Source organism: Methanofollis tationis, from assembly GCF_013377755.1.
Taxonomy (GTDB): domain Archaea; phylum Halobacteriota; class Methanomicrobia; order Methanomicrobiales; family Methanofollaceae; genus Methanofollis; species Methanofollis tationis.
The window spans coordinates 1,965,125-1,990,426 of record NZ_JABXWR010000001.1; the positions used below are offsets into that span (position 1 = coordinate 1,965,125).

The 25,302-nt window shown below is 61.8% G+C and carries 22 protein-coding genes and 1 tRNA gene; 14 read left to right on the forward strand and 9 right to left on the reverse strand.

The window, feature by feature from the left end; all coding sequences use genetic code 11:
* The first annotated feature begins 45 nt into the window (after nucleotides 1-45).
* The 5 genes from HWN36_RS10315 to HWN36_RS10335 all read left to right on the forward strand — a co-directional run bounded on the left by HWN36_RS10315 (nucleotide 46) and on the right by HWN36_RS10335 (nucleotide 5,803).
* Nucleotides 46-1,701: a 2-oxoacid:acceptor oxidoreductase family protein gene (locus tag HWN36_RS10315; RefSeq protein ID WP_246269900.1), complete on the forward strand. Its 1,656-nt coding sequence runs from the start codon at nucleotides 46-48 to the stop codon at nucleotides 1,699-1,701.
* Nucleotides 1,701-2,540, forward strand: coding sequence for a thiamine pyrophosphate-dependent enzyme (locus HWN36_RS10320; protein ID WP_176789254.1), 840 nt, complete (start codon nucleotides 1,701-1,703; stop codon nucleotides 2,538-2,540). The genes HWN36_RS10315 and HWN36_RS10320 overlap by 1 nt, the downstream gene beginning before the upstream one ends.
* An 86-nt stretch (nucleotides 2,541-2,626) precedes the next feature.
* Nucleotides 2,627-3,151 carry a ferritin gene (locus HWN36_RS10325; protein ID WP_176789255.1) on the forward strand — a complete coding sequence of 175 codons (525 nt, stop codon included), beginning with the start codon at nucleotides 2,627-2,629 and terminating at the stop codon, nucleotides 3,149-3,151.
* A 223-nt stretch (nucleotides 3,152-3,374) separates the two neighbouring features.
* A complete protein-coding gene (locus tag HWN36_RS10330; RefSeq protein ID WP_176789256.1) occupies nucleotides 3,375-5,318 on the forward strand; it encodes a methyltransferase domain-containing protein in 1,944 nt (647 codons plus the stop codon).
* 68 nt (nucleotides 5,319-5,386) lie between these two features.
* Nucleotides 5,387-5,803 carry a secondary thiamine-phosphate synthase enzyme YjbQ gene (locus tag HWN36_RS10335; RefSeq protein ID WP_176789257.1) on the forward strand — a complete coding sequence of 139 codons (417 nt, stop codon included), beginning with the start codon at nucleotides 5,387-5,389 and terminating at the stop codon, nucleotides 5,801-5,803.
* Nucleotides 5,804-5,832: 29 nt separating this feature from the next.
* Here HWN36_RS10335 and HWN36_RS10340 read toward each other — a convergent pair whose 3' ends face one another.
* A complete protein-coding gene (locus HWN36_RS10340; RefSeq protein ID WP_004039501.1) occupies nucleotides 5,833-6,096 on the reverse strand; it encodes a UPF0147 family protein in 264 nt (87 codons plus the stop codon).
* A gap of 64 nt (nucleotides 6,097-6,160) precedes the next feature.
* Here HWN36_RS10340 and HWN36_RS10345 point away from each other — a divergent pair, with 64 nt between their 5' ends.
* Nucleotides 6,161-6,526 (forward strand): Sjogren's syndrome/scleroderma autoantigen 1 family protein, encoded by a 366-nt coding sequence (locus tag HWN36_RS10345; RefSeq protein WP_343044972.1) that lies wholly within the window; start codon nucleotides 6,161-6,163, stop codon nucleotides 6,524-6,526.
* Here HWN36_RS10345 and HWN36_RS10350 read toward each other — a convergent pair.
* Both HWN36_RS10350 and glyS read right to left on the reverse strand, forming a co-directional pair.
* The gene (locus HWN36_RS10350) at nucleotides 6,517-8,733 is read right to left on the reverse strand and encodes a DEAD/DEAH box helicase (protein ID WP_176789258.1); all 2,217 of its coding nucleotides are present in this window, start codon (nucleotides 8,731-8,733) and stop codon (nucleotides 6,517-6,519) included. The genes HWN36_RS10345 and HWN36_RS10350 overlap by 10 nt on opposite strands.
* Complete coding sequence (gene glyS / locus HWN36_RS10355) at nucleotides 8,730-10,451, reverse strand: glycine--tRNA ligase (RefSeq protein ID WP_176789259.1); 1,722 nt, start codon at nucleotides 10,449-10,451, stop codon at nucleotides 8,730-8,732. The genes HWN36_RS10350 and glyS overlap by 4 nt, the downstream gene beginning before the upstream one ends.
* Before the next feature lie 507 nt (nucleotides 10,452-10,958).
* Between glyS and HWN36_RS10360 the strand changes: the two genes are divergently transcribed.
* The 3 genes from HWN36_RS10360 to HWN36_RS10370 all read left to right on the forward strand — a co-directional run bounded on the left by HWN36_RS10360 (nucleotide 10,959) and on the right by HWN36_RS10370 (nucleotide 13,464).
* A complete protein-coding gene (locus HWN36_RS10360; protein WP_176787296.1) occupies nucleotides 10,959-12,086 on the forward strand; it encodes an IS256 family transposase in 1,128 nt (375 codons plus the stop codon).
* A 62-nt stretch (nucleotides 12,087-12,148) separates the two neighbouring features.
* Entirely contained in the window at nucleotides 12,149-12,757 is a 609-nt protein-coding gene (locus HWN36_RS10365) for a response regulator receiver protein (protein WP_176789260.1), read from the forward strand.
* Between the two features lie 53 nt (nucleotides 12,758-12,810).
* Nucleotides 12,811-13,464, forward strand: coding sequence for a metal-dependent hydrolase (locus tag HWN36_RS10370; protein ID WP_176789261.1), 654 nt, complete (start codon nucleotides 12,811-12,813; stop codon nucleotides 13,462-13,464).
* 36 nt (nucleotides 13,465-13,500) lie between these two features.
* On the opposite strand, the gene HWN36_RS10375 is transcribed toward HWN36_RS10370, so the two are convergent.
* Nucleotides 13,501-13,884 (reverse strand): iron-sulfur cluster assembly scaffold protein, encoded by a 384-nt coding sequence (locus HWN36_RS10375; RefSeq protein ID WP_176789262.1) that lies wholly within the window; start codon nucleotides 13,882-13,884, stop codon nucleotides 13,501-13,503.
* A gap of 41 nt (nucleotides 13,885-13,925) precedes the next feature.
* Nucleotides 13,926-15,092, reverse strand: a complete 1,167-nt coding sequence (nifS, locus tag HWN36_RS10380; RefSeq protein ID WP_176789263.1) for a cysteine desulfurase NifS — start codon at nucleotides 15,090-15,092, stop codon at nucleotides 13,926-13,928.
* A 194-nt stretch (nucleotides 15,093-15,286) separates the two neighbouring features.
* On the opposite strand from nifS, the gene HWN36_RS10385 reads away from it, so the two are divergent.
* Nucleotides 15,287-16,000 carry a DUF432 domain-containing protein gene (locus HWN36_RS10385; RefSeq protein ID WP_218133224.1) on the forward strand — a complete coding sequence of 238 codons (714 nt, stop codon included), beginning with the start codon at nucleotides 15,287-15,289 and terminating at the stop codon, nucleotides 15,998-16,000.
* Nucleotides 16,001-16,933 (forward strand): mechanosensitive ion channel domain-containing protein, encoded by a 933-nt coding sequence (locus tag HWN36_RS10390; RefSeq protein WP_176789265.1) that lies wholly within the window; start codon nucleotides 16,001-16,003, stop codon nucleotides 16,931-16,933.
* A 656-nt stretch (nucleotides 16,934-17,589) separates the two neighbouring features.
* Here HWN36_RS10390 and HWN36_RS10395 read toward each other — a convergent pair.
* Nucleotides 17,590-18,771 carry a bifunctional 5,6,7,8-tetrahydromethanopterin hydro-lyase/3-hexulose-6-phosphate synthase gene (locus HWN36_RS10395; protein WP_176789266.1) on the reverse strand — a complete coding sequence of 394 codons (1,182 nt, stop codon included), beginning with the start codon at nucleotides 18,769-18,771 and terminating at the stop codon, nucleotides 17,590-17,592.
* A 269-nt stretch (nucleotides 18,772-19,040) separates the two neighbouring features.
* A tRNA-Trp gene (locus tag HWN36_RS10400) sits at nucleotides 19,041-19,210 on the reverse strand.
* 97 nt (nucleotides 19,211-19,307) lie between these two features.
* Between HWN36_RS10400 and HWN36_RS10405 the strand changes: the two genes are divergently transcribed.
* Together HWN36_RS10405 and HWN36_RS10410 are read left to right on the forward strand one after the other, a co-directional pair.
* Nucleotides 19,308-21,008: an AMP-binding protein gene (locus HWN36_RS10405; protein WP_176789267.1), complete on the forward strand. Its 1,701-nt coding sequence runs from the start codon at nucleotides 19,308-19,310 to the stop codon at nucleotides 21,006-21,008.
* Nucleotides 21,009-21,060: 52 nt separating this feature from the next.
* Nucleotides 21,061-22,002 carry an HPr kinase/phosphorylase gene (locus HWN36_RS10410; protein ID WP_176789268.1) on the forward strand — a complete coding sequence of 314 codons (942 nt, stop codon included), beginning with the start codon at nucleotides 21,061-21,063 and terminating at the stop codon, nucleotides 22,000-22,002.
* A gap of 23 nt (nucleotides 22,003-22,025) precedes the next feature.
* Here HWN36_RS10410 and HWN36_RS10415 read toward each other — a convergent pair whose 3' ends face one another.
* Nucleotides 22,026-23,330 (reverse strand): amidohydrolase, encoded by a 1,305-nt coding sequence (locus HWN36_RS10415; protein WP_176789269.1) that lies wholly within the window; start codon nucleotides 23,328-23,330, stop codon nucleotides 22,026-22,028.
* A gap of 9 nt (nucleotides 23,331-23,339) precedes the next feature.
* A complete protein-coding gene (locus HWN36_RS10420) occupies nucleotides 23,340-24,011 on the reverse strand; it encodes an MTAP family purine nucleoside phosphorylase (protein ID WP_176789270.1) in 672 nt (223 codons plus the stop codon).
* 116 nt (nucleotides 24,012-24,127) lie between these two features.
* Between HWN36_RS10420 and HWN36_RS10425 the strand changes: the two genes are divergently transcribed.
* On the forward strand, nucleotides 24,128-25,237 hold the full coding sequence (locus HWN36_RS10425; protein ID WP_176789271.1) for a nicotinate phosphoribosyltransferase: 1,110 nt from the start codon (nucleotides 24,128-24,130) through the stop codon (nucleotides 25,235-25,237).
* Nucleotides 25,238-25,302 lie beyond the last annotated feature (65 nt).

The window sequence follows — 25,302 nt, forward strand, 5'->3', positions numbered from 1 at the left end:
ATTCTGGTGGCAAAAGATATATTTCGGCCCCGGCACATTGACCGGATGAGGTGGACAATGCAGGATTTTTCCGTACTCATCGGGGGAAAGGCTGGTGAAGGGATCAATATCGCAGGTTCGGTGATTGCACGGTTGCTATCGGCCTGTGGTCTTTGTGTGTATATGTACTACGACTATCCCTCCCTGATCAAGGGCGGGAACAATTTTGCGGTCATCAGGGCCGCGGACGATCAGACGTTCTGCACCCGGGAGACGGTCGATGTGCTGCTCGCCCTGAACCAGGAGACTATCCGGCTTCACGCAGGGATGGTGCGGGAGGATACGGCCGTCATCTATGACTCGGGGGTCGTGAAGGCCGGGGGCACCGGCCTCACCCTCGACGCCTTTGTGAAGGAGGAGGAGGCGCCGGCGATCACGCGGAGCGCCGGGATCATCGGAGGGTTCTGCAGGACGGCCGGAATTCCGTGGGCGACCGTCGAGGCCGTGTTTGCGCGGGCGATCCCGCGGGAGCTGGACGCCAACCTCAGGGTGGCCCGCCGGGGCTATGACGCCTCTCCGCCCGGTTCATGGATCCGGGTGAATGGTCGGGAAGCCCTCCCGGTCCTCACCGGCAACGAGGGGATCGCCTTCGGGCTCGTGGAGGCCGGTCTTGAAGGCTACATCTCCTACCCGATGACCCCGTCGTCGAGCATCCTGCATACCCTCGCCTCGTATGCCGGTCGTTTCGGGATCAGCGTCGTCCACCCGGAGAACGAGACCGGGGCGATGCTCATGGCCCTCGGCGCCGCCTATGCGGGTCGGCGCGTGGCGGTCGGCACCTCGGGCGGCGGGTTCTGCCTGATGACCGAGGGCTTCTCCCTTGCCGGGATGGCAGAACTCCCGGTCGCGGTCGTGCTCGCCCAGCGGCCCGGCCCCAGCACCGGTGTACCCACCTACTCCGCACAGGGCGACCTGCTCTTTGCCCTTTTTGCCGGGCAGGGCGAGTTCCCGCGCATCGTTGCGGCGCCGGGGAGCGTCGAGGAGGCATGGTACTGGGCCGGGGCCCTGATGGACCTTTCATGGCGGTTCCAGACCCCGGCGATCCTCCTGACCGACAAAAATCTTGGCGAGGGGCTCTTTTCCTTTGCCGGGGCGCCGCCGCGCCCGCCGCTTGCCCCGGTGCTCCGGGAGGGGGACGGGAAGTACGGGCGCTACCAGGACGGTCCGGGCGGCATCTCCCCCCTTGCCTTCCCGGGAGAATCAGGCATCACGGTGAAGGTGAACAGCTATGCCCACGACGCCGACGGGATCACCACCGAGGAGGCGACGACGATCGCCGCGATGGCCGAGAAGCGCAGGGAGAAGGAGCGTGCGGCGGCAAAAGCCCTTGCGGCATACCCGTGCGTGGAGGTCGCCGGCGACCGCACCGCCGCCACGGCTCTTCTCTGCTGGGGCTCGGTCGCCGGTGTCTGCGCCGAAGTGGCCGGGCGCCTCGGCCTCCGGGTGGTGCGGCCGGTGGTGCTCTCACCCTTCCCGGAAGAGCAGCTCGCATCGGCGCTTCTGGGGGTGGGCCGGCTTATCGCCGTTGAAGAGAACATCGACGGCCAGCTCTCCCGCCTCGTCGGATGCCACGGTATCCGGGTCGATGAACGGATCGGCAAATATGACGGGCGTCCCTTCTTCCTCGAAGACCTGGAGCGGCGGGTCGGGGAGGTGATCTGATGGCCTGGATCACCGGGGCGCAGAACACCTGGTGCCCGGGCTGCGGGAACTTCGCCATACAGCATGCCCTCAAGGCGGTCCTCGAAGACCTGGTCGCCGGTGGGATGCGCCCTGAAGAGTTCGTGCTCGTCTCCGGGATCGGCTGCCACGCCAAGATTGCCGATTATATGGCGATGAACTCTTTTTACTCCATCCACGGCAGGGGTGCGGCGGTTGCCGGCGGGATCGCCCTTGCAAACCCGGACCTGCGGGTGATCTCCTGCGCCGGCGACGGTGACGCCTACGCGGAAGGGCTCGATCATCTCATCTTCGCCGCAAAGCGGAACACGGAGATGACGGCGGTCGTCCATGACAACCGGGTCTACGGCCTCACCACCGGCCAGTATACGCCCACCTCGTACGAGGGGTTCAGGGGCCGGTCCACGCCCGAAGGCGTCCGCGAGCGCCCGATCAACCCGCTCGAATTGATGCTCGCCTCAGGGGCGACCTTTGTCGCGCGCGCCTATACGCGAAAGATCGACCACTTGAAGACCGTCCTGAAAGCGGCCATCCTTCACCGCGGTTTTTCCTTTATCGACGTCCTGCAGATCTGCGCCACCTACAACAACCTCACCGACTATTATGCCCCGCGGGTCTACGAGGTCGAGGGGCACGACGCCGGAGACTTCGATGCGGCAATGCGGCTGGCGCGTGAATGGGACTACTCGGCCGACGCACCGATCGCTCTCGGCGTCATCTACGACTCAGACGCCCCCTCGGATCCCTGGCCCCGGATGAATGGCGGGGGGGCAGAAGAGCGGGCTGAGGAGATCAGGAGGATCCTGCTGGAGAAGACCTGATCTTTTCTTCCGGGTGCCCGGGGGTGCGGGCGCACCCGGTCATAACTTATTTATATGGCATGGGCCCATGCGGGAATCGTGATATCATGATCCGCCAGACAATGCTTGAGGCGCTGAACCGCCAGATCAACCGGGAGCTCTACTCGGCCTATCTCTACCTCTCGATGTCGGCATGGTTTTCGAACCGGAACCTGCCGGGATTTGCGAACTGGATGCGGGTGCAGATGCAGGAGGAGCAGTTCCATGCCCTGAAGTTCTACGATTATGTCGTCGCCCGGGGCGGACGCCTGATCATGCAGGCGATCGAGGCCCCGCCGTCCGAATGGGAGTCCCCGCTTGCGGTCTTCGAGGCCACCTATGCCCACGAGCAGAAGGTGACGGCGATGATCCACGACCTGGTCGAACTCGCCCAGAAAGAGAAGGATTATGCCACCTACAACTTCCTGCAGTGGTATGTGAACGAGCAGGTGGAAGAGGAGGCGAACGATACCGGGATCATCGAGAGGCTGAAGATGATCAGGGAGGAGACAAACGCCCTCTTCATGCTGGACCGCGAACTGGCGACGCGCGTATTCACGCCGCCTGCAACCGGCGGCAAGAGCGCCCCCTGAACAGATCGCTCCTTTTTTTCGGCGCTCCACCTCTCCGGCGGTGGCGTATCTCGCGGCAATGCCGGGCATCTTCTGCGCCTCCCGCCCCTGCCGGCAAAGTCCTATATCGGTTGCCCCACCACCGATAGCAGATGGCAATGAAATCCGGCGGACCTCCTGGCAATCTGGAATCGGGAGATAATCGTCGCGTTTCTCTATCAGGTCAAGGCGGAGTGCTGCCGGAATGAACAAAGGCAAATTGAACGGCTCGGTTGATAAGGAAAAAAAGCGGGTGCAGGGATGTTCCCTTGGACCGGTTGAAAATCTGGAGGCCCATGTGCGGCCCGAATGGTGGCGCGGGATCTTCAACCACCTCTATCTCAAGACTGACGGGGATGTGGTCGGGGACGCCCTCCTGACAGGGCGGGAAACCGACCTCTTTTGCAGGGCGCTCGGCCTGAAGGCAGACGACCGTGTGCTCGACCTCTGCTGCGGGCAGGGGCGGCACACCCTGGAACTCGCACGCCGGGGCTATCGCGCCGAGGGTCTCGACCGCTCCCATTATCTTGTGCAGAAGGCGAGGGCGGCGTCCAGGCAGGATGGGTTGAACGTCAGGTTCAGGGAGGGCGATGCGCGGAAACTTCCGTACAGGCCGGACTCCTTTGACGTGATCCTCCTCCTCGGGAACAGTTTTGGCTACTTCGAGAGCGGCGAGGACGATCGTCGGGTGCTCGAAGGGGTTGCGCGGGTGCTCACACCGGGTGGGCGCGTCCTTCTCGACATTGCAGACGGGGGATGGCTGAAGGAAAACTTTCAGAAACGTTCCTGGGAGTGGATCGACAAAAAGCACTTTGTCTGCCGGGAGCGCTCCCTCTCCTCGGACGGCACGCGCCTCATCTCGCGCGAGGTGATCACCCGCTCCGACCATGGGGTGATCGCCGACCAGTTCTATGCCGAACGGCTGTACACCCGCGATGAGATCGTCGCCCTTCTTCGTGCGGCCGGTTTTTCCGGGGTGCAGGTCCACGGGGAGATCGCCACCGAGTCCGGGCGGGGGCAGGACCTCGGGATGATGGAACGGCGGATCATCGTCACCGCCGCGATCGCCAAGGCCTGGTCGCCGGCCGCCCCCGGGGCGAAAGCCGGTCTTAAGCAGGTGGCCGTGGTCTTTGGCGATCCCAGGCAGCGCGACGAGATCAAACCCGACTGCGTCTTCGACGAGGACGACTTCTTCACCCTCAACCAGTTGAAGGCGGCGCTCGGCGAACTGAAGGGTTACCGGTTCAGGTTCCTGGACACCCACGACACCCTGCCCGCTGACCTCGGAAAACTGCGGGGGTCGGTGGACTATGTCTTCAACCTCTGCGACGAGGGGTATTTCAACGACCCGCGGATGGAGCTGCACGTCCCGGCGCTCCTCGAGATGTTCGGCATCCCGTACACCGGCGCCGGGCCCCAGTGCCTGGCCGCCTGCTATGACAAGTCTCTTGTGCGGGGTGCGGCCAGGGAGATGCGCATCCCGGTCCCTGAAGCGGTGTTCCTGCGGGGCGGGGAGACGATCTGCGACCTCCCGTTCAGGCTGCCGGCAATCGTCAAACCGAATGCCGGGGACTCGAGTTTCGGGATCACCGAGCGGAGTGTGGCATGGACGGTGGAGGACCTCTCGGCGGCGATCGCCGGGTTCAGGGATTATTACGGGTTTGATCGCCCCGTGCTGATCGAGGAGTACCTCACCGGCCCCGACCTTTCGGTCGGGATCGTCGGCAATCCGCCCGAGTCCTATACGGTGCTCCCGATCATCGAGGAGGACTATTCGGCCCTGCCCGCGGGGCTTCCGCGCATCTGCGGCTATGAGGCGAAATGGCTGCCCGAGTCGCCGTACTGGAAGATCACCTCGGTGAAGGCTGATCTTCCTGAGGAGACCGAGAAGGCGATTGTCGAGTGGAGCACCCGCCTTGCGGTCAGGCTCGGCTGCAAGGACTACTGCAGGTTTGACTGGCGCCTGAGCGCCGCCGGAGAGCCGAAGCTGCTTGAAGTGAACCCCAATCCGGGCTGGTGCTGGGACGGTCACCTGGCGAAGATGGCGGGGATCGCCGGCATCTCCTATCCCGGGATGATCGGGATGATCCTGCGGGCGGCCGAGCGCCGGATCCTTGGAGAGGAGCGGACGACGGGCGGCGGGGAGTGACAGGACGTCACCTGCGGTGCCCCTTCCCCTGCCGTCACCCTTTTTTACCTGTCCGCCGATGATGTCGCATGGTCTACCAGGAAGAGATCATCGTTAGTACCGGCGGCGAGGGGGACATCGTCGACATTACTCCGGCGGTGCGGCGGTGCGTCGGTAACAGTGGGATTGATGGGGGAGTGTGCAGCCTCTTTGTCGTCGGGTCGACGGCGGCCCTGACGACGATCGAGTACGAGGACGGCGTCCTCGACGACCTGCGCGAGGCGCTCGAACGGTTCGCCCCGAAGGATGCGGTCTATGCCCACGACCGTCGGTGGGGAGACGGCAACGGGCGGTCGCATGTTCGGGCATCGCTTGTCGGACCGGCGCTGAGCGTGCCGGTGCGCGACGGCTCCCCGGTCATCGGGACCTGGCAGCAGGTCGTCCTCCTCGAACTCGATGTCAGGCCGCGGCGCGAGCGGACGGTCGTCTGCACCGTCCTGCCGTAAAAAGATGGTATCTCGGAAAAAAGATCCGGTTAATCGAGAGGTATGCTCTCGAGCTGCGAGACCAGTTCCCAGATGCGGGTGCGGGCATGAACCGGCATGTTGGGATCGTTGCTGATCTCGTCGATGGTGGAGATCGCTTCGGCGGCGCGCAGACCGATGCTTTTCTGTTCGTTTGTGAGAAGAGACTTCGTCTGGTCAGCAACTCTGCGGATGTTGCGGGGAATCGTGTTATCGTCGGATATATGCTGGAGCATCTGGATGCATACGTTTATTGTTTCCTGTGGAGTGGCCATTCATAATCACCCTTTATACTATGTCCCTGCCATTCTTATATAGATTGATTTGTCTGACCGGCAGGTGACGGCATTGACCGAGAGAAAACCCGAGGATATCATGGCTGACCACCTTCTGAAGGGTGAGAAAATGCTCGCAAAGGAGTGTAAGGTCTGCGGTTCGCCCCTCTTTGAGATCAAGGGCGAAACGCTCTGCGTTGTCTGTGCCGAACAGGGGCGAGGCGAGAAGCGCGCTCCTCCAGAGGCCCCGGCTCCGGAACTTCCTCTCCTGCCGGCCGCCCCTGTCGGCGAGGCCGGTGCCGGTATCGAGGCGGCGATCGTCTCGCTCTGCGCGCGTGTGGCTGAGGAAGGGGACGAGCGGCGGTGCCTCACCCTGATGGAGGCCGTTCGTGCAGGCGCCGAGGCGCTCAGGCTGCTGCGTCAGCCGTAGGGGCGGCGTGCCGTTTCCCAGATAGACTCAGCCGTTTTTTTCCCCACACCTTTTACCGCGGTGAGGTCGTCCTTCTCCGCCTCGACGACGGCCTTCACCGATCCGAAATGTTCGAGGAGGGCCCGTGCCCCTTTCAGGCCGATCTCGGGGAACGAGGCGACGATGTTCTCCAGCTGCTCCTTTCCGGTCGTATAGGTCTTCTTCGTCTGCACCCTGCGGTCGCCAGGTTCGCCTTCCTCGCGCCGACAGAGGACGGCGAGCATCTCTGCAGTCTCTTCCGCATTCTTGGTCCGGATCACGGCGACGCCCATGTCCACCGTGATCGCGGCGAGGGCCCCCCTGATGGCGTTGGGGTGGATGTCCCGCGCGGCGTAGAGGTCGCCCTCGCCCTCCACGATCATCACCGGCCGCGGCGCCGCGGCGGCGAGGGCCCGCACCTGCCCGAGGAGGTCGCGGTCGACCAGGGTGTCGGCGAAGTCCTGCACGGTCTTACGTTCGACAACGATGCGGTCCCCGATGGCGTAGTCGCCGACCTCGAGGCGGGTGAGGGCGATGTGCAGTCCGAGGTCGGAGAGCACCTCGGCAACGCGCGAGGCGGTCTCCCGGTCGTCGACCGTGATCGACGGGCCTTCGGGCGCCGCCGCCACAAAGGACCCGAAGTTTGTCTGCCCCTTTCCTGTGCCGCCGCCCCCGAGCGCCCTGATCCCTTTCTGCATCGAGCGTTCGCGCTGCTGGCTCACGTAGCGGTAGACCTCGTCGGCGGTGCCTTTTGTGGTGAAAACGACGATCCGGCCGGTGCCGCTCCGCCCTGTCCTCCCTTTGCGCTGGATGCTCCTGATCTCCGAGGGTACCGCCTCATAGAAGACGACAAGATCGGTGGACGGGACGTCGAGCCCCTCCTCCCCGACCGAGGTGGCGACGATCACCGGGAACTCGCCCTCCCTGAACCGGCGGAGGACGTCGATCTGCTTCTTCTGCGAGAGCCCTTTCTCGGCGTCCCGCGACGCCTGGCCCACAAAGCGTTCGGCGCCGATCCCGGCCTCGCGCAGGGCCTCGACAAGGAGAGCGACGGTGTCCCTGAAGGTCGCAAAGACGATCGTCCGGCTTTCCGGGTGGAGCGCCACCTGCTCTTTCACCAGCGCGACGGTGAGGCCGACCTTTGGGTGGAGTTCGCCCTGCCAGGACACCGATCGCTGGCAGAGGCGCTGGAAGACCGGGTCGCCTGCAAGCCGCTGGCTTGCCTTTGTCCCGGTCGCTGATTGCCCTTCCTTTGAGAGTTTTTCGAGGTAGCCGGAGAGCACGCGGCTCCCCTGCGATTCGGCGAGGGAGACGGCGTGGCGGAGTTTCATCAGTTCGGCATAGATCGACGCCGCCGTAAAGGCGGCGGTGTCCCGCTGTGCGATCCGCCCCTGGATCTCGGCGTTGATCTGGTTGAGCGCCTTCATCGAGAGTTTGCTCCGGTCAGGCGCGAAGAACCCGGCCCGTTTCAGTGCCGCAAGCCGGGAGTCGATGAGGATGTTGATGTCGCCGACGGCCGCGGCAAGTTCTTCGGGGAGGTCCACCTGACGGTGCTCGACCTCGCGCTCATGGACGTACGGTACGACGTCCGGGTCTGACTCGGTCCTTGTCTCGACCCCCTCGATCCCGAGATTCGCCATCACCTCCTCCACCTTGCCGTGGTCCCCGCCCGGCGATGCGGTCATCGCAAGGAGCAGGGGTTTTTCTGCGGTCTGGAGGTAGCGTCGGGCGAGAAAGACGTAGGCGTAGTTGCCGACGGCCCGGTGGCACTCGTCCACCACCATCAGGGTGACGTCGGAGAGGGTGTAGCGCCCGGCGATCAGGTCGTTTTTGATCACCTGCGGCGTGGCGAAGATCGCCGTCGCCCGGTCCCAGAGGGCCTTTCTCTCGTCCGGGCCGGTGTCGCCGGTGAAGATGGCGCACGTCCCCTCCTCGGGGAGGGCGAGGCGTTCGGAAAAATAGCGGAGGTGCTGCTCGACCAGGGGTTTGGTGGGGGCGAGGACGAGCAGCCGCCCCCCCTCGCGGTACAGCCTTGACGCCGCCGTGATCAGGGCGACGGCGGTCTTGCCGAGGCCGGTGGGGAGGACCACCATGGTGTGGCGGTCGAGCGCCTGCAGGGCGATCGCGAGCTGGTACCGCCGCTCATCAAGGCTCTCTGCCCTGATGAGGGGGTGGCTGATGTGGCTCATTGTTTCAGGTCTGCAAAGGCGGTGCGGCACCTGATGAGCGACCCGATGGTTGCAACGAGATCGCCTGCAGGGATGCGCACCTGCTCCATGGAGTCCCGGTCCCTGAGGGTGACCGTGCCCTTCTCCTTCGTTTCGTAGTCGACGGTCACGGCGAACGGCGTTCCGACCTCGTCCTGCCGCCGGTACCGGCGGCCGATTGCGCCGTTGTCGTCGTAGTCGGCAAGTATCCGGGCGTCCTGCAGATCTGAGGTGATCGTCCGTGCGATCTCTTCGAGGCCGTCCTTGTTCACGAGCGGGAAGACGGCGACCTGCACCGGGGCGATGCAGGCGGGGAGGCGGAGCACCCGCCGCTCCTCGCCCTCCACGATCTCCTCGTCATAGGAGTGTTCGAGGACGCCGTAGATCATCCGGTCAATCCCGTATGAGGGTTCGATCACGTGGGGCATCACGTCGGCACCCCTGACCTCCACCTCTTCCTCGTGGACGGTGTAGAGGTCTCCGGGGATGAAGAACGTCTCGCCGTCGACGGTGACCTCGGCGCCGTCCGGGCCTGGCGAGGCCTCGGCCAGGGCGTCGGCGATCTTCTTCGCCTTCCCCCGGTACTTCGGGCCGAGCACGCCCATGTCGGCGACGATCCTCTTTCTCTTCTCGGTTCTCGCCTCGTCGAAGGGGACGAAGACGGTCATGGTGTCGCCGCTCTCGCCGGAATGGGCGCGGAGGTCGTAATCGGTCCGATCGGCGATGCCGACGGTCTCGACCCAGCCGAAGCGCTCAGACCTGACCTCGGCGTCCCAGCAGTCGATGGCGTAGTGCGCCCGCTCGTCAGGGAGGTGCTGCCTGAACCGCAGGCGGTTTCTGTCGATCCCGATGGAGGTGAGGAGGTCGTGGGTGAGGGCAAGGTAATAGGCGATATATTCGTTTGCGATGATCCTCTCGTCCACGGCCTCGCGCATCGTCTTCCTGACCGGTTCGGTGTTCTGCTGCTGCTGCTCGATCCCCCAGAGGTCGACCGCGTAGTCGGCATAGCGCCCGAAGTTCGGGTGGCGCTTGCTCTCCGGGTTGACGAAGATCTCGGCCTCGGCCTGGGTGAACTCACGCAGGCGGATCATCCCCTGCCTGGGCGAGATCTCGTTTCTGTAGGACTTGCCGATCTGGACGGCCCCGAAGGGCAATTTCATCCGGTAGAAGCGGGAGAGACGGGAGAAGTCGGTGAAGATACCCTGTGCGGTCTCAGGGCGGAGATATCCTTTCCGCTGTGAGCCCGGGCCGATCGTGGTCTGGAACATCAGGTTGAAGTCGAAGACCTCGGTCTTGCCGAAGACCTCGCCGCACCCGGGGCATGCCACCTCCTCAATCGCCGCCGCAAGTTCCTCTCTGGTGAGATGGGAGGCGCTCGCGATCCCGCAGGCCTCGGCCAGGTGGTCGGCCCTGAAATATTCATGGCAGTGGGGGCACTCGCACATTTTGTCGGCAAACCCTTTCACATGCCCTGATGCGATATAGATGGACTCTGTTCCAACGGTCGGACACTCGATCTCGTAGTAACCCTCTCTGATGACATAGTAGTGCCGCCAGATCTCTTCGACCCGCCGTTTCATCATCGCCCCGAGGGGGCCGTAGTCGATGAACCCTGCAACAGCGCCATAGACCTCGGCTGAAGGCCACACAAAACCGCGACGCTTTGCAAGTTCTATGACTTTATCGTACGTGTCACTCACAGCGATCAATTCCTGTATTCTATTTTAACTTGAAGATTAAAAAGGCGACTTTTTTGCAAAAAGGCCGCGTGTTCTCTTCGGACGTCGGGGAGTGGTTGGTGCAGGGTGCAACGGATCGAGGGACGACGATATTTATTATGCAAATAATTATATACAAATGGGTGTATTGTGCCTTCGATATGATTGCTCAGGGCGACAATTTCCCGGATCTGCCCTGCAGTTCATTCTCTTCTTGCCTCCCCTCACCGGAAATTCAATGAAATCTATTTCAGATTATTAAAAGTTTCTTTTTTGTTTTAAAATTCTTTTTCCGTCATATAATTATATTGTGCGTGAAGATGGAAAATGCCCTCGCCCCTTGTGTCCAGGCCATATTGAGAATTTTTAAATATAATAAGGCGTATTGTATTTCAGACCTAGTGTGGTAATGGACAGTGTAACGAATCTTCTGTAAAAATAATTTGGCCCTGAATCCAACCTAGATTTGCAGAAAGGAGAAACAGGGCCATGGATCCCTTAGCGTTAATCGAAGATTATCTTTCCGATAATGAGAATGGCATGAAGACCCTCATCACCTGGTTCCTCAACCAGGTGATGCTGCTCGAAGCCCTCCACCAGGCGGGAGCCGAGCAGTATGAACGAACCGATGCGCGGAAGGCTCACCGAAACGGCTACAAGAAGCGATCTCTGAAAACCCGATATGGAGAAACGATCCTCCAGAAACCGCAGTTCCGAGAATTTCCCTTCGAAACACAGGTATTTGGACGCTATTCCCGGGTTGAGAAGGCTCTTGAGAATGCTATCTTTGAATCCTACCTTCAGGGAGTCTCAACCCGCCGGATCCAGGAGATTGTTGCTCATTTTGGCATCGAACAACTCTCTCCTGCTTCAGTATCCAGGATAGCAAAGGACCTCGATGAACAGGTCCATGCATTCCTTCAGAGGCCTATTGAACAGGAGATTCCCTATCTCTTTGTGGATGCTTCGTACTACAAAGTCAGAGAGGGACCACGCTACATCACCAAAGCTCTTCTGGTGATCGCCGGTGTTCGAATGGATGGCTACCGCGAAATCCTGGGAGCCAGAATCACTGATTGCGAGAATGAGATGTTCTGGTCGGGATTGTTCGAAGACCTCAAAGAACGAGGATTGGTGGGTGTCAAGATGGTTGTCTCAGATGGTCATGCCGGGATCCAGAAGGCGGCGGAAGCCACCTTCCTCGGCGCATCGTGGCAGATGTGCTCGGTCCATTGCACCCGGGCGGTTTTAAAGAATATTCCACGGAAACATCAGAAAGAAGTTGCTGAGTCCTTGAAGGAGGCATATGGGGACGAGGAGAGACTGCAGGAGCTTGCAGACGATCTGAACGAACGAGGATATCGGAAAGCGGCCAATACGATCGAGAGATTCATCCCGGGACTTATGAGTTACACGGCGTTCCCGAAAGAGCACGCAAAGCGGATCCGAACGACGAACATGATGGAAAGAGTCAACAAGGAACTGAAACGGAGAACCAAAGTTGTAGGGGCCTTTCCCAATGAAGAGTCACTCCTCAGGCTGGCAGGATCCATCCTGATGGACATCAATGAGGAGTGGGTGACCGGCAGAAGATATTTGACGATGGAGGGGGAATGATCAAACAAGGAGACAGGGCTCAGACGAATTACAGAAGATCTGAAACACTACCTGGTAATGTCATGCCTGCAGACAAGAGAAAGAAGGAACTCCTCGCACTCTTCCAGGATCTCACGAGCAAGACCGAGATTGTCGAGCCGATGAAGAAGATCCATGGGAGTCTCAGGGACCGGGACGCGGTCGAACGGGAAGTCGCTCTCATTATGCGCGAGATCCTCGATCAGGGTTTCTTCCAGACGAAGCTCTCGCCCCGCCAGCTTGCCACCCTTGTCATATCCTTCAACGAAGGAAAAAATGACACCGAGATCGCCCGTGAACTCGGCAATGAGAAACTGGCCAAGACGGTGGCGCGGGCGAGAGTACGCATCAAACTCTTCCGCGATTCAGATTTTGACATGCCCTTTGAACGGCGTGAACTCTCTGATCTGATCGACTCCGGGAAGACGATGAACGACGTCTCGCAGATCCTGGGGATCAGCTCGTCCTCTCTGCGTGAATATCGCCATGTGATCGCAATGGACGAGGACGCCACGCTCGACCCCTATCTCGAGCGGATCAAGGACGTGCTCGAGGACCGCGACCTCACCGAGCAGATGACGCGCGGTCTTGTAAACGATGGGCTCTCGGAGGCGATCGACAATACCGAGGCCGAGATGATCGACGTCACCTGATCCCTTCGGGTGCACACCCCCCTTTTTTAACCCTGCGTGAAGAATGGGTTGGCATGAAGATCCGATGGCTTGGACATGCATGTTTTCTCCTCGAGGGCAGCAGGACCGTGCTGATCGATCCCTTTGTGCCTGAGGGCGGGATCGAGGCGGACCCCGATATCGTGGCGGTCACCCACGCCCATGCCGATCATCTCGGCGAGGCGGTGCGCTTCCAGAAGCCCACCGTGGCAGTGAACGAGATTGCAAAGTACCTGGCTGCACGCGGCGTTCCGGCTGAGCCGATGAACATCGGCGGGACGATCGAGGTCGCCGGGGTTTCGTTCACGATGACGCCGGCCCTCCACTCCTCCTGGCTGGAGTGTGCGGGCGGCGGGTATTATGGGGGCGTGGCCGCTGGGTATGTGATCAGGATGGACGGCATTGCCGTCTACCATGCCGGCGACACGGCGCTTTTCTCCGACATGAAACTGATCGGGGCGCTCTACCATCCCGACGTCGCCATCCTGCCGGTGGGGGGGCGCTTTACGATGGGGCCGGCCGAGGCGATGATGGCGGCGGAGTTTGTCGGGGCCGGGACCGTGATCCCGATGCACTACAACACCTGGCCGGCGATCAAGCAGGACCTCTCTGCTTTTAAAGAGGCGCTCGAACTGACCGCCGATATACGCGTGATCCTCCTGGCGCCGGGCGAGAGCGTCGAGGTCTAAAATCCTTTTTATTCTGGGAAAAAAGATTTTTGGGCGTTACCAGGGGTCAAGCCCCTGCGAACGCCGGTAATTGTTGATCGCTTCCCTGATCGCCCCTTCGGCCAGGACCGAGCAGTGGATCTTCGGCTCCGGGAGGCCGCCGAGCGCCTCGACGACGTCGGTGTTGGTGAGCGCCCATGCCTCTTCGAGGGTCTTTCCCTTGATCAACTCGGTCGCCATGCTCGATGAGGCGATGGCGGCGGCGCAGCCGAGGGTCCTGAACCGCACGTCCACGATCCGGTTGTCCCGGATCTTCAGGTACAGGGTGGTGGTGTCCCCGCACTCCTTGCTCCCGACCTCGGCGACGGCGTTGGCGTCTTCCAGCACCCCGACGTTTCTCGGGTTCTCGAAGTGGTCCATGACTTTCTCTGTGAATTGCATGCTGATCTCCCTTGGGCGCCTCTTGTCTAAACCTTTCTCGATCAGGCCCCGGCGCCCGAGAGCCTCCTGAGTTTTTCGACGGCGCCGGGGAGGAGGGCGAGGAGGTAGTCGACGTCCTCGTCTGCGGTGAGGTCGCCGAGCGTGAGGCGCAGGGAGGCGCGGGCGCGCTGCGGGGATGTGCCGATGGCGAGGAGGACGTGCGAGGGCGCATCAGACCCCGAGGAGCAGGCGCTGCCGGTGGAGGCGCAGATGCCCTTCATGGCGAGGAGGGTGAGCAGGGCCTCGCCGTCGATGCCGCCGAAGGAGAGATTGATGTTTCCCGGGAGCCGTTCGGTCGGGTGGCCGTTGAGGGTGACGTCAGGGATCCCCTCCATGATGCCGGCGAGGAGGCGGTCGCGCAGCCCGGCAAGCCGCGCCGCGTGGGCCGGGATGTCGGTGCACGCCCGTTCGATCGCCGCCCCGAGGCCGACGACGCCGGGGAGGTTCTCGGTGCCGGCGCGCCGGCCCCGCTCCTGCCCGCCGCCGTGGATGAGGTTTGCGATTTTTGTTCCGTTCTTGATGTAGAGGGCGCCGATGCCCTTGGGGCCGTAGAACTTGTGGCCCGAGAGGGAGAGGAGGTCGATGTTGTCCTCATCGACGTCGAGTTCGAGGTTGCCGATCGCCTGGACGGCGTCGGTGTGGAAGGGGATGCCATGCTCGCGGGCTATGGCGCCGATCTCGCGGATCGGCTGGACGGTCCCGACCTCGTTGTTGGCGGTCATCACCGTGACCAGAATGGTGTGGTCGGTGATCGCATCCCGGACGGCCGCCGGATCGACCCGCCCCTCCCGGTCGACCGGGAGGTAGGTGACCGAGAAGCCCTGCTCTTCTAAAAAGGCGCAGGTGTGGAGGACGGCGTGGTGCTCGATCGCCGTCGTGATGATGTGGTCGCCCCGGTCGCGGTGCGCATGGGCGATCCCCTTGATCGCCCAGTTGTCTGACTCGGTCCCGCCGGCGGTGAAGAATATCTCCTCGGGGGTTGCGCCGATCGCCGCGGCGACCTGTGAACGCGCTCGCGCGATCGCCTCCCTCGACTCTTCGGCGATGCCGTAGAGCGAGGAGGGATTGCCGAAATGCTCGGTGAAGTACGGGAGCATCGCCGCCACGACGTCGGGGTGGGTGGGGGTCGTGGCCGAGTGGTCGAAGTATCTGATCCGGTCTTCTGGCATGGTCTCTCCTGCAGGAGTGTCTGTGTCTGGGAGATGATGGGAGTTTCGGATGGGGGGGCGAATCGCCGCACCTCTCCCCCCCCGGAGATCCTCGCATGACCTGATCCGGATCGAAGGCCAATTCATTTTTATTTCTCTGAAAAAATCCCGAAATGAGACAAGATTTATTGACTGAAGGATACCAGATCTTTCCTGTGTACGGTCGCTACGGCTATGATCTTTGCATCGAGAAAGGCGATTTAAAGATCTGTTTTTCAAGAGATGGCGATGTCGTCCGTTATTCCCGAACGCTGGGTGATTCGACGATGGAGCGGATCATCGCCTCGGATGGCGGGCGGGTGATCATCAACCCGGTGGAGCCTCTCAACCTCCCTGACGAGGTGACACGGTTCCTTGAGATCAGGTTCGAGTCGATCATCATCGAACCCGGGGCGACCCGCCGGATCTATCTCACCTTCCCCATCGAGATCGGGGTATTTATCTCGAAGAAGGCGGCGTTCCGGTGCATTGACATCTTTTCACGCGCCCAGCCGAAGTATTCCCTCTATGGCCCGACTGACACCGGCGTGATCACCCGGTATCACTGGAGTCCTTTGTCTCTTGCACTGCCAGCACCTGATCCCTGCTGCGAGGGCGTCGTCGAACTCGATATCGTGAATACGACAAAAGGATGGGTGGAGGTCTCTCGTGTCGTCCTGGAGAATTACGGGATGAAAATATACTATGATGGGAACCTCGTCTCGATAAAGGCACAGATGAGGGTCATCAAGTCGACGATTGCAGAGACCTGCTGTATCCGCTCTCCGATCCGGGAAGGAATGCGTAAATCGATCGAGCTCTACTATACACGCACGATCGGGCTGAGCGAGAGCGCCCTCACCTTTACGATGGATGCGGGGGTGCACTGAGTGGTCTTCAATGCCGTTGCCGAGTACTACCACAATATCTCTCTTTTCGGGGAGACGACGACCACTGACATCATCTCGATTGTTCTCATCGTCCTGGGCGGATTTATTATCATCCGTATTGTTAGAAATCGCCTTAAACGGAGTTTCGGGGATAAGCTCCCCAAGTCTGATCTCGACTTCGTGATGACGCTTTCGACCTACCTCATCTACCTGATCACGATCCTCCTCCTCCTTCCCTATCTGCACTTCGACCTCTCCGGCCTCTTTGTCGCCGGAGGGATCGTCGCCCTGGCGCTTGCGTTTGCCACTCAGAACATCGTCTCGAACCTGGTTTCAGGGCTCTTTCTCATGTTCGAGCGGCCGATCAAGATCGGGGACAATGTCAGCATCGAGAGCCTGACCGGCACCGTCCAGAATATCCAGATCATGTCGACGATCGTCCGGACCTATGACGGGATCTATGTCAGGATCCCGAACTCGAAGATGTTCACCAGCGATATCACAAATCTTGTCGCCCATCCGGCGCGCCGGTTCGAGTACACGGTCGGGATCCGGTATCAGGACGATGCGGCAAAGGCGATCGCCCTGATAAAAAATCTGATCGACAGGCAGCCCTATGCCTTAAAGAGCCCTGGTCCATTGGTCTATGTCGATAAACTCGATGAATCAAGCGTAAATATCGTCGTCAAGGTCTGGGCGCCCTCTCTCTTCTGGTGGGACCTCAGGACAGCACTGCTCTGGAAGATCAAGGTGGAGCTTGAGAAGAACGGCATCCAGATCCCCTTCCCGCAGCGGGAGCTCTGGTTCAACAACACGTTAAATGCCGATATGAAGACTGTGCGGCCGCCGCCGATCCGGGAGGTGCCGTACCAGGAGACGGATGACTGCCTGGAGGTCGGCAAACCCGGACCCGGCGAGACCCATGACCCGTGAGGGCGTCGAAATCGCAGCGCGGCGGCCTGGCCGCCCGTCCCTCTCATCTGCCGCCGGATCTTTCTGGCACCTCTCTCTTTTTGGCTCTTCGCTGTTTCATGTGGGTAACGCTTTCACACGTGCCTATCGATCAACCGCCTTCCCCACACTGCACGCCGGGGGTTGCACCCCCGGACCCCCGCGTACGATTGGACCGGGAAGGCACACACGGGATCCTGAGGGATTACGCCCATCCCCCCTATCGCAGATCAGCGGGGCAAGCCAGCCTCCAGGCACCAGCACAGGGATCAACTCCTTTTAATCTGGAAACACTCCTCGCTTTCTCAATCGCGACCTGCTTTGTGAGGTCAGCCCATTATCCCGTGTCACCTGAGAGGAGTCAAATGAAGATATCAGGGCTACCCACACACAGTAGCGAAGAGCCCTCTTTTTTGGGGTATGGCAGTTTCCGGGAGCAGATGGGGGATCGGTGCGCCGCAAAACTGCTATTGGAGCGGAAACAGGCCAACACATAAACACGCCCACCCATCATTTTTCATAGACGGAGGCCCTGCCCGATCGTGAAAGGGCGAAGAACCGGATAAATGACACTCTTAAAAAAAGGGTCGGGTTGCGCCCCGTATTTTTTCTTGCGAGCGCACCCCGGCAATGGCCGATTAGAAATCGGTCATCACGCGGAACTGGTCGATCTCTTCGGAGTCCAGCTTCTCGATGAACTCTTCGGCGGCGTGGCGGATGTCCTTGCTCGCGGTGATCGCGCGGCCGACGACCAGGATGTCGGCGCCCGAGGCGACGGCCTTGGAAACGACGTCCTGCCTGATCCCGCCGGCTGTTGCGACGAGGAGTTTGCCGCCGGCGGCCTTCTTGATCGCCGGGATATTGCCCCAGGCGTATTCGTCGCCCTCGGCGTCGATGGCGCGGTGGAGCTCGACGATATCGGGCTTCACCTTCAGGGCGGCGACCAGGGCCGCCGGGTCGTCCACGTTGAGCATGTCGATGACCGAGTAGATGCCGGTCTTCTTCGTCTCTTCGATCGCCTTCTCGATCGTCGCCTTCGGGGCGAGGCCCGAGATCACGACGGCGTCGGCGCCGGCGTCCGAGGCCATCCGTGCCTCAAGGTTACCGGTGTCCAGGGTCTTGAGGTCGGCGATGATGAATGCGTTCGGGCGGATGCGCCTGATCTCAGCGAGGACGTTGAGCCCGAACTGCTTGATCAAGGGGGTACCGGCCTCGAAGAGGACGTGGTCGTTCTCCGGTACGGCGGTGAGCACCTGCTCGACCCTCTTCAGGTCCACGAGGTCCATCGCCACCTGGAGGTACGGCGGGTTCCAGAGCCGCTGGACCTTGAAGCCCATCACGGCGTGGGCGGCGCGGTCCTTCTCGTAGACCAGGGTCTCGACGTCGGGGAACTGCTGGAGGGCCCGGCGGATCGCGAGCTTGGTGGCGCCGTAGTTGTAGCGGTAGATCATATTGTAGTTCTGTGCTTCGGGTGCGAGGTAGACGCTTGCGAGGATGACGGTATTCTCGATATCGATACCCTCAAACACGCCTTCCTCCACGGAGTCGGCGACCGCCTTTGCGACCGCCGCCTGCACCGGGCCGAACATCTCCTTTACCTGCTCGCCCTTCTTCAGCGTCACCTTCGGGATCACGAGGGTGGCGGGCTTGGTGAGAAGGTTGGGGCGGACAACGGCCAGGAGCGGGGTGTGGCCTGCGGAGAGCTGCGAGATGCTGTTCGCAAAGGCCATCCCGACCGGCCCTTCCTTGTCGCCCATCACGAGATCGACGTGCGCAAGTTCGGCACCGGTTCCTACGAGAGCTTCACCTATCAGATACATGGACAATCCCTTCAAATGCTGTATGAAGATGGGGCGGGCTGATAGATAAAGTGACGGGAGCCGCCGGTCCCGCCCGGCTGGCGACACGGGAAAACCGTCGGTTTGCGGGGAAAATCCTCCGGCTCCACCCCTGGCAGTTCGTCCCGGCGACCGCTCCCTCCTGGCAGTCAACAGGTGGATATGGCGGCAAACCGGCCGGGCGCAATGGGGTATCTTGCCCTTACGGTCAGCAGAACAGACAGACAAAAGCAGACGATGGTACAGAAACGTGGGGTCGGTGAGATTTGAACTCACGATCGACGGGTCTCTCCGAACATGCGCGGGGAGCACGACTCGCATCAGTGCTCCAACGGGTCATCATCATCATCAGCAGACCCATTGTTCATCACACGCAAAGACCGCTGGAGCCCGTCGCCATTCCGGACTAGGCCACGACCCCTTACGTACCTTATAGAATCGGCTTTCCCTGATTTAATGATTACGTTTCCAGAACAGTAATCATATATGGTCTCCCTTCCCCATGTACTTCGAATCATATGGTCACCGGCAGTTACGCATGCGGACACTCGGTCAAACCGCTGATGGGGGAGACCATCGGCGATATGCTGAACCGGATCGCCGCCAGATACCCGGACAACGAGGCGCTGGTCTCGGTCCACCAGAACATCCGCTGGACGTACAGGGAGTTCCGTGATAGGGCCGACGCTCTTGCACGGGGTCTGATGGCCCTCGGCGTGGAGCGCGGCGACCGCGTCGCCATCTGGGCGATGAACTATGCCGAGTGGACGCTCACGCAGTTCGCCACTGCAAAGATCGGCGCCATCCTGGTGAACATCAATCCGGCCTACCGGGTCTATGAATTCGAGTACGCCCTCAAGCAGGCCGAAGTCTCGACCCTGATCCTCCAGGGCCGGTTCAAGACCTCGGACTACGTGGGGATGTTCTACGAGGCCTGCCCCGAGGCGATCGACGCCCGCGCCGGCAGGATCTCCTCCGAGAAATTCCCCTTCCTCAAGAACGTCGTCTTCATGGGCGACATCCCGTACAACGGCATGTTCACCTGGGACGAACTGATCGCAAAGGGCGCCGGCATCAGCCCGGACGAACTCAGGGAACGCGAGGAGTCGCTCAACTTCGACGACGCCATCAACATCCAGTACACGAGCGGCACCACCGGTTACCCGAAAGGCGTCGTCCTCACCCACCACGGCGTCATGAACAACGGCTACTTCATCGGCGAGGGGATGGGCTTTACCGAGAAGGACCGTCTCTGCATCCCGGTGCCCTTCTACCACTGCTTCGGTATGGTCCTCTCGAACATGGCCTCGGTCACCCACGGCACCACGATGGTGATCCCCTGCCCGGTCTTCGACGCCGAGGCCGTGCTCCAGGCGCTCCAGAACGAGCGGTGCACCGCCGTGCACGGCGTGCCGACGATGTTCATCGCCGAACTCTCGCACCCGAACTTCGGCAAATACGATTATTCGACCCTGCGCACCGGGATCATGGCCGGATCGCCCTGCCCGATCGAGGTGATGAAGAAGGTCAACGTCCTGATGAACATGCGCGACATCGTCATCGTCTACGGCCAGACCGAACTCTCGCCGGGCGTGACGATGACCACCGTGGACGACCCCCTGGAAAAGCGGGTCGGGACGGTCGGACGGGCGTTTCCGCACACCGAGATCAAGATCATCGACCCGAATACCAAGCGGATCCTACCGCGCGGCGAGGTCGGGGAGATCTGCGCCCGCGGCTACATGTCGATGAAGTGCTACTACAACAACCCCTCGGCCACCCGTGCGACGCTCGACGCCAACGGCTGGCTTTATACCGGGGACCTCGGCGTCATGGACGAGGAGGGCTACGTGAAGATGTCAGGCCGCCTCAAGGAGATGGTGATCCGCGGCGGCGAGAACATCTACCCGCGCGAGATCGAGGAGTTCCTCCACCACCACCCCAAGATCTCCGACGCCTACGTGATCGGCGTCCCTGACGAGCGCTACGGCGAAGAGTTGATGGCGTGGGTCGCCACAAAGCCCGGCATGACGGTGACGCCCGATGAGATCATCTCGTTCTGCACCGGCCAGATCGCCCGCTACAAGATCCCGAAATACTACAAGTTCGTCACCGAGTTCCCGATGTCGGTCACCGGGAAGATCCAGAAGTTCAAGATGCAGAAGATGGCGATCGAGGAGCTCGGGCTTGAGGCCGACTCGAAGATCGAGACTGCCTGATTATCCTTTTTTTCGAGCCTGGTTTTATCTGCCGGGGGCGCCATCTTCACGCATGGTCTATGCGGTGCACCTGATCCCGATCAGGGAGAAGGAGGAATATGTGGAGCGTTATGCCCCGCAGGTCAGGTACGAGGTGAAGTCCGAGGTCTACGGCTGCTGCATAAAACTGTTGACCGATGATAAAACGGTGAAGGAACGGTGGGAGGAGAACTTCTATTTCATCTCGCAGGGCATCCGGTCTCACGGGCGGCTCTACGTCGTCGCCGACCCGGGGGTTCCTGAGGACACTGTGCTCTACGACCCGGCCTCAAAGACGGCCTTTCTGATCAACATCAGTTATTATGGCTGGATCAAGTCTCTCGCTCTCTCGGTGGCCGGGGATGTCCTCGAGGACGGGCACGGGATCTATTCTGTCCATGGCGCCTGCATCGATGTAGCCGGCCGGGGATGCTGCATTATCGGGGTGTCAGGGGCCGGAAAGACCACCCAGACCTATGGTCTTCTGCGGGACGGGACGACTCGGGTCGTCGCCGACGACTGGTTCTATGCCCGCATCTACGGGAAGGAGGTCTTCGCCTACGGTTCCGAGAAGAACTTCTACATCAGGGCCGACCTCGCCACGGTCTGGTCGGCGTACGTCGATCTTCTTGCCCTGGCCGACTTCGACGCCGAGGGGCGGGCAGTCGTCGACCTCCGTCTTGTCACCGGCAAGGGGCGCATCCTTCCGATGACGACGCTGCGGCAGGTGTTCATCCTCTACCGCGACCCGGAAGCGCCCCTTACCCCCAGGCATCCCTCTGCCGGGGAGACGCTTTCGCTGCTCGAGGAAAACGGCTGGTTCAACCCCCATCTCCTCGTGAGATCGCCGTTCAAGGAGGATTTGAGGCGGCAGTTCTTCTCTGCGCTGTGCGTGGCGGCTGATGTGGTCCTGGTCAACACGGCTGGAACACCGGAAGAGACCCAGCGCATCCTTGCATCCCTGATACGCGGCTGATCGGTGGGTGCGCGGAAAAAAAGTTATTCTTCTGTCTGGCTCTCGGCGGCGCGGGCAAGGAGGCCGGCCGCCGCCGTCCGCGCCCCTGCCAGGATCTCCTCCTCGCCCGGTACGAAGCGGTCCTGCATGAGGATCCTGCCGTTGCAGATCACCGTCGTCACGGCCGATCCGTTGCAGGAGTAGACGGCGTTCGAGACCGGATTGTGGAGCGGGGTGTTGCAGGCGGCGTTGCGGTCGAGGAGCACGATGTCGGCGGCCGCCCCTTTTTCAAGCCGGCCGCCGTCGAAGCCCATCGCCGCCGCACCGTTCGCCGTCGCCATTGCAAGCGTCTGCTCGGCGGGCAGGAGGGTCTGCGAGTTCCAGAAGAACTTCTGGAGGAGGGCGGCGAACTTCATCTCCTCGAACATGTCCTGGTTGTTGTTGGAGGCGCAGCCGTCGGTTCCCAGGCAGACCCCGGCCCCGGCGTCTTTCAGCCAGGCATAGGGCATTGCCCGGTGCACGGCGAGCTTCATGTTGGAGGTGGGGTTGTGCGAGGCATGGGCCCCGCGGTCGCCGAGCAGGGTGCAGTCGGCGGTGTCCAGCCAGCAGCAGTGTGCGGCGACGGTCCTCGGGTTGATGCAGCCGCATTTGTCCAGCAGGGTCGGCGGGCGCATCCCGGTCTTTTCGATGCAGTCTTTGACCTCCCCCTCGGTCTCGGAGAGGTGGACGTGGATCCCGATGTTCTGCTGGCGCGAGAACTCGGCGCACCAGCGCAGCCCTTCGGGCGAGACCGTGTAGACGGCGTGTGGGCCGACCGCCGCCCGGATTCTGGGGTTTCCTCTTCTCTTTATCGCGGCGACGGTTTTTTCCGTCGCTTTGATCTCCTTCTCCCGCTTCTCCTCGTCGAAGAGGTCGATAAAGCCGTAGGCGAGCTGCGCCTTCATGCCCATCTCGTCGACGGCCCGCGCCGCATCCTCCATGAAGAAGTACATGTCGTTGAAGGCGACTGTCCCGGACCTGATCATCTCGAGGCATGCGAGTTTTGTTCCCCGGTAGACGTCTTCCCCGGTCAGGTGCGCTTCGAGGGGCCATATCTTCGTGGAGAGCCAGTCCTGCAGGGGCATGTCGTCGGCGTAGCCGCGTAAAAGGGTCATTGCGGCGTGGGTGTGGGTGTTGTACAGCCCGGGCAGGGCGACGGCGCCGCCCCCCTCGATGACGACTGCCGCTTCGCCGCCGACATCGGCACCGATCGCGGCGATCCGGCCGCCTTCGACCCTGATGTTCACCCGCGCTCTTCCGATCTCAACATCCCTGATCAGGACGCTCTCTCCCTGCGGTATTTCTGTCATGATTACCCCTTATCCCATTTCTTTGATGACCGATTCGACGATATTCTCTGTTCTCTGCGCAAATTTCTTCGAGGTGGCGAGGATGTGCTCGTAGGTGAGCACCTCTTCGGAGAGGCCGTTTGCATAGTTGTCCACGGTGCAGACGGCGGCGACCGGGATGCCGAGTTCCCGGGCGAGCGTTGCCTCCGAGGCCACGGTCATCCCGACGACGTCGGCGACCTTCGCGAGGCCGCGCACCTCGGCGACCGTCTCGATCCGCGGCCCGCGCGTCTGCGCATAGGTGCCGCCGACCATCGCCCCGGGGAGGGCCCGGGAGAGATGCCTGATCATCCCGTCGTCGAGCGCTGGCATCACATGCTCGATGGCGTGGTCGTGGAAGGACGGGATGTCAGTGAGGCTGAGATAGTCGGTCGGGACGATCACCGTGCCGGGCGGGATCGCCGGTTTCAGCGAACCGACCGAGCCGAAGGTGACGATCCGGTCCACCCCGCAGAGGGCGAGGGCGGCCATCTGGGCACGGTAGTTGATCCGGTGCGGTGGCATTCCGAACTGGTGGCGCAGCACGATGGCAATCTCTCCGGCCATCACCTCGGCCGGGCCATAGGGCGTTGCGACCGTTCGTTTCTCGAGTGCCGGGAGGGTGCAGTAGAGGAGGCTGGTCCCGCCGATGATCCCGAGCATCACCGGCACCTCCTGCTCTCGATGTGCCTGCCTGCCATCAGGAATGGTTGGGTGCCTGAGAGTAAAAGCACTCCTTTTTCCCCTGGGTCGTCTCAATACGAGGGTTGAGGAGTGCTATGAGCCGGTTTCATATCGTAAACGACGATACGATCGCCCGCGGCGGATGCACAGATGTCTATTTTGCCCGCTGCGAGGAGGTTCTTGAAAAGGAGGGAAAAAATCCCCGCGTCACCGTCGAGGTGACGACGACCGGCGTCCCGGGTGGCCGCGGGATCTTCTGCGGCCTGGACAACGCCCTGGCCCTGCTGGAGGGGCTGCCGGTGGACGTCGATGCGATGCCTGAGGGGAGCGCCTTTTACCCGCGCGAGCCGGTAATGCGGATTGCCGGGCGCTACCGGGACTTCGGGCGGTTCGAGACTGCCCTCCTCGGCTTTCTCTGCCATGCCTCGGGCGTCGCCACCGCCGCCGCCCGGATCAAAGGTGCGGCCGGCGGGCGGCAGGTCTACTCCTTTGGATCACGGCGGCAGCACCCGGCGATCGCCCCGATGATCGAGCGGGCGGCATGGATCGGGGGCGTGGACGGCGTCTCGAACACCACGGCACCGCCCGGCATCCCGGTGGTCGGGACGATGCCGCATGCCTATGTGATGTGCCATGCCTCGCCTGAAGAGGCGTGGATTGCCTTTGACCGCCATATGCCGCCGGGCGTGCCGCGCCTGATGCTCTGCGACACTTTCGGTGACGAGAAGGAGGAGTGCCTGAAGGCGGCCGAGACCGGGGTGGCGACCGCCGTCCGTCTGGACACGCCGCGGTCGCGGCGGGGGGATATGCGCGCCATCCTCGAGGAGGTGCGCTGGGAACTCGACACCCACGGCCACGGCGACGTCGGGATCTTCCTTTCCGGCGGGATCACCGAGGAGGATGTCCTCGCCTACCGGGATATCGTCACCGCCTTCGGCGTCGGCGGCGCTATCGCCAATGCCCAGGTGATCGATTTCTCCCTTGATATCGTCGAGATCGAAGGGCGGGCCTGCGCGAAGCGCGGCAAGTGGAGCGGGACAAAGCAGGTGTGGGAGCGCCCTGACGGTTTGCATACGATCCTGCCCGTATCTGTACCCGGGCCTGCGGATGCGGCCCCGATGCTTGTTGCGCAGGTCAGGGCGGGGACGATCGTCGGCGACACTGGCATGGAGGCGGCCCGGGCGCGTGTGCTCGCGCTCCTCTGACCGTACGTGCCCTTTTTGACCCCTCTGTGGGGTGGGTGAACCCAATCCTTTTATTAGATGGAATT

Bases quoted from the DNA above. Each gene is read 5' to 3' on its own strand.
- HWN36_RS10365 (WP_176789260.1), top strand. From the start codon at position 12,149: ATGCCTGCAGACAAGAGAAAGAAGGAACTCCTCGCACTCTTCCAGGAT.
- HWN36_RS10415 (WP_176789269.1), bottom strand. From the start codon at position 23,330: ATGACAGAAATACCGCAGGGAGAGAGCGTCCTGATCAGGGATGTTGAG.
- HWN36_RS10330 (WP_176789256.1), top strand. From the start codon at position 3,375: ATGAACAAAGGCAAATTGAACGGCTCGGTTGATAAGGAAAAAAAGCGG.
- HWN36_RS10420 (WP_176789270.1), bottom strand. From the start codon at position 24,011: ATGCTCGGGATCATCGGCGGGACCAGCCTCCTCTACTGCACCCTCCCG.
- HWN36_RS10370 (WP_176789261.1), top strand. From the start codon at position 12,811: ATGAAGATCCGATGGCTTGGACATGCATGTTTTCTCCTCGAGGGCAGC.
- HWN36_RS10340 (WP_004039501.1), bottom strand. From the start codon at position 6,096: ATGGCCACTCCACAGGAAACAATAAACGTATGCATCCAGATGCTCCAG.
- HWN36_RS10315 (WP_246269900.1), top strand. From the start codon at position 46: ATGAGGTGGACAATGCAGGATTTTTCCGTACTCATCGGGGGAAAGGCT.
- HWN36_RS10325 (WP_176789255.1), top strand. From the start codon at position 2,627: ATGATCCGCCAGACAATGCTTGAGGCGCTGAACCGCCAGATCAACCGG.
- HWN36_RS10335 (WP_176789257.1), top strand. From the start codon at position 5,387: ATGGTCTACCAGGAAGAGATCATCGTTAGTACCGGCGGCGAGGGGGAC.
- HWN36_RS10395 (WP_176789266.1), bottom strand. From the start codon at position 18,771: ATGTATCTGATAGGTGAAGCTCTCGTAGGAACCGGTGCCGAACTTGCG.
- HWN36_RS10410 (WP_176789268.1), top strand. From the start codon at position 21,061: ATGGTCTATGCGGTGCACCTGATCCCGATCAGGGAGAAGGAGGAATAT.
- HWN36_RS10360 (WP_176787296.1), top strand. From the start codon at position 10,959: ATGGATCCCTTAGCGTTAATCGAAGATTATCTTTCCGATAATGAGAAT.
- HWN36_RS10375 (WP_176789262.1), bottom strand. From the start codon at position 13,884: ATGCAATTCACAGAGAAAGTCATGGACCACTTCGAGAACCCGAGAAAC.
- HWN36_RS10405 (WP_176789267.1), top strand. From the start codon at position 19,308: ATGGTCACCGGCAGTTACGCATGCGGACACTCGGTCAAACCGCTGATG.
- HWN36_RS10350 (WP_176789258.1), bottom strand. From the start codon at position 8,733: ATGAGCCACATCAGCCACCCCCTCATCAGGGCAGAGAGCCTTGATGAG.
- HWN36_RS10425 (WP_176789271.1), top strand. From the start codon at position 24,128: ATGAGCCGGTTTCATATCGTAAACGACGATACGATCGCCCGCGGCGGA.
- HWN36_RS10320 (WP_176789254.1), top strand. From the start codon at position 1,701: ATGGCCTGGATCACCGGGGCGCAGAACACCTGGTGCCCGGGCTGCGGG.
- nifS (WP_176789263.1), bottom strand. From the start codon at position 15,092: ATGCCAGAAGACCGGATCAGATACTTCGACCACTCGGCCACGACCCCC.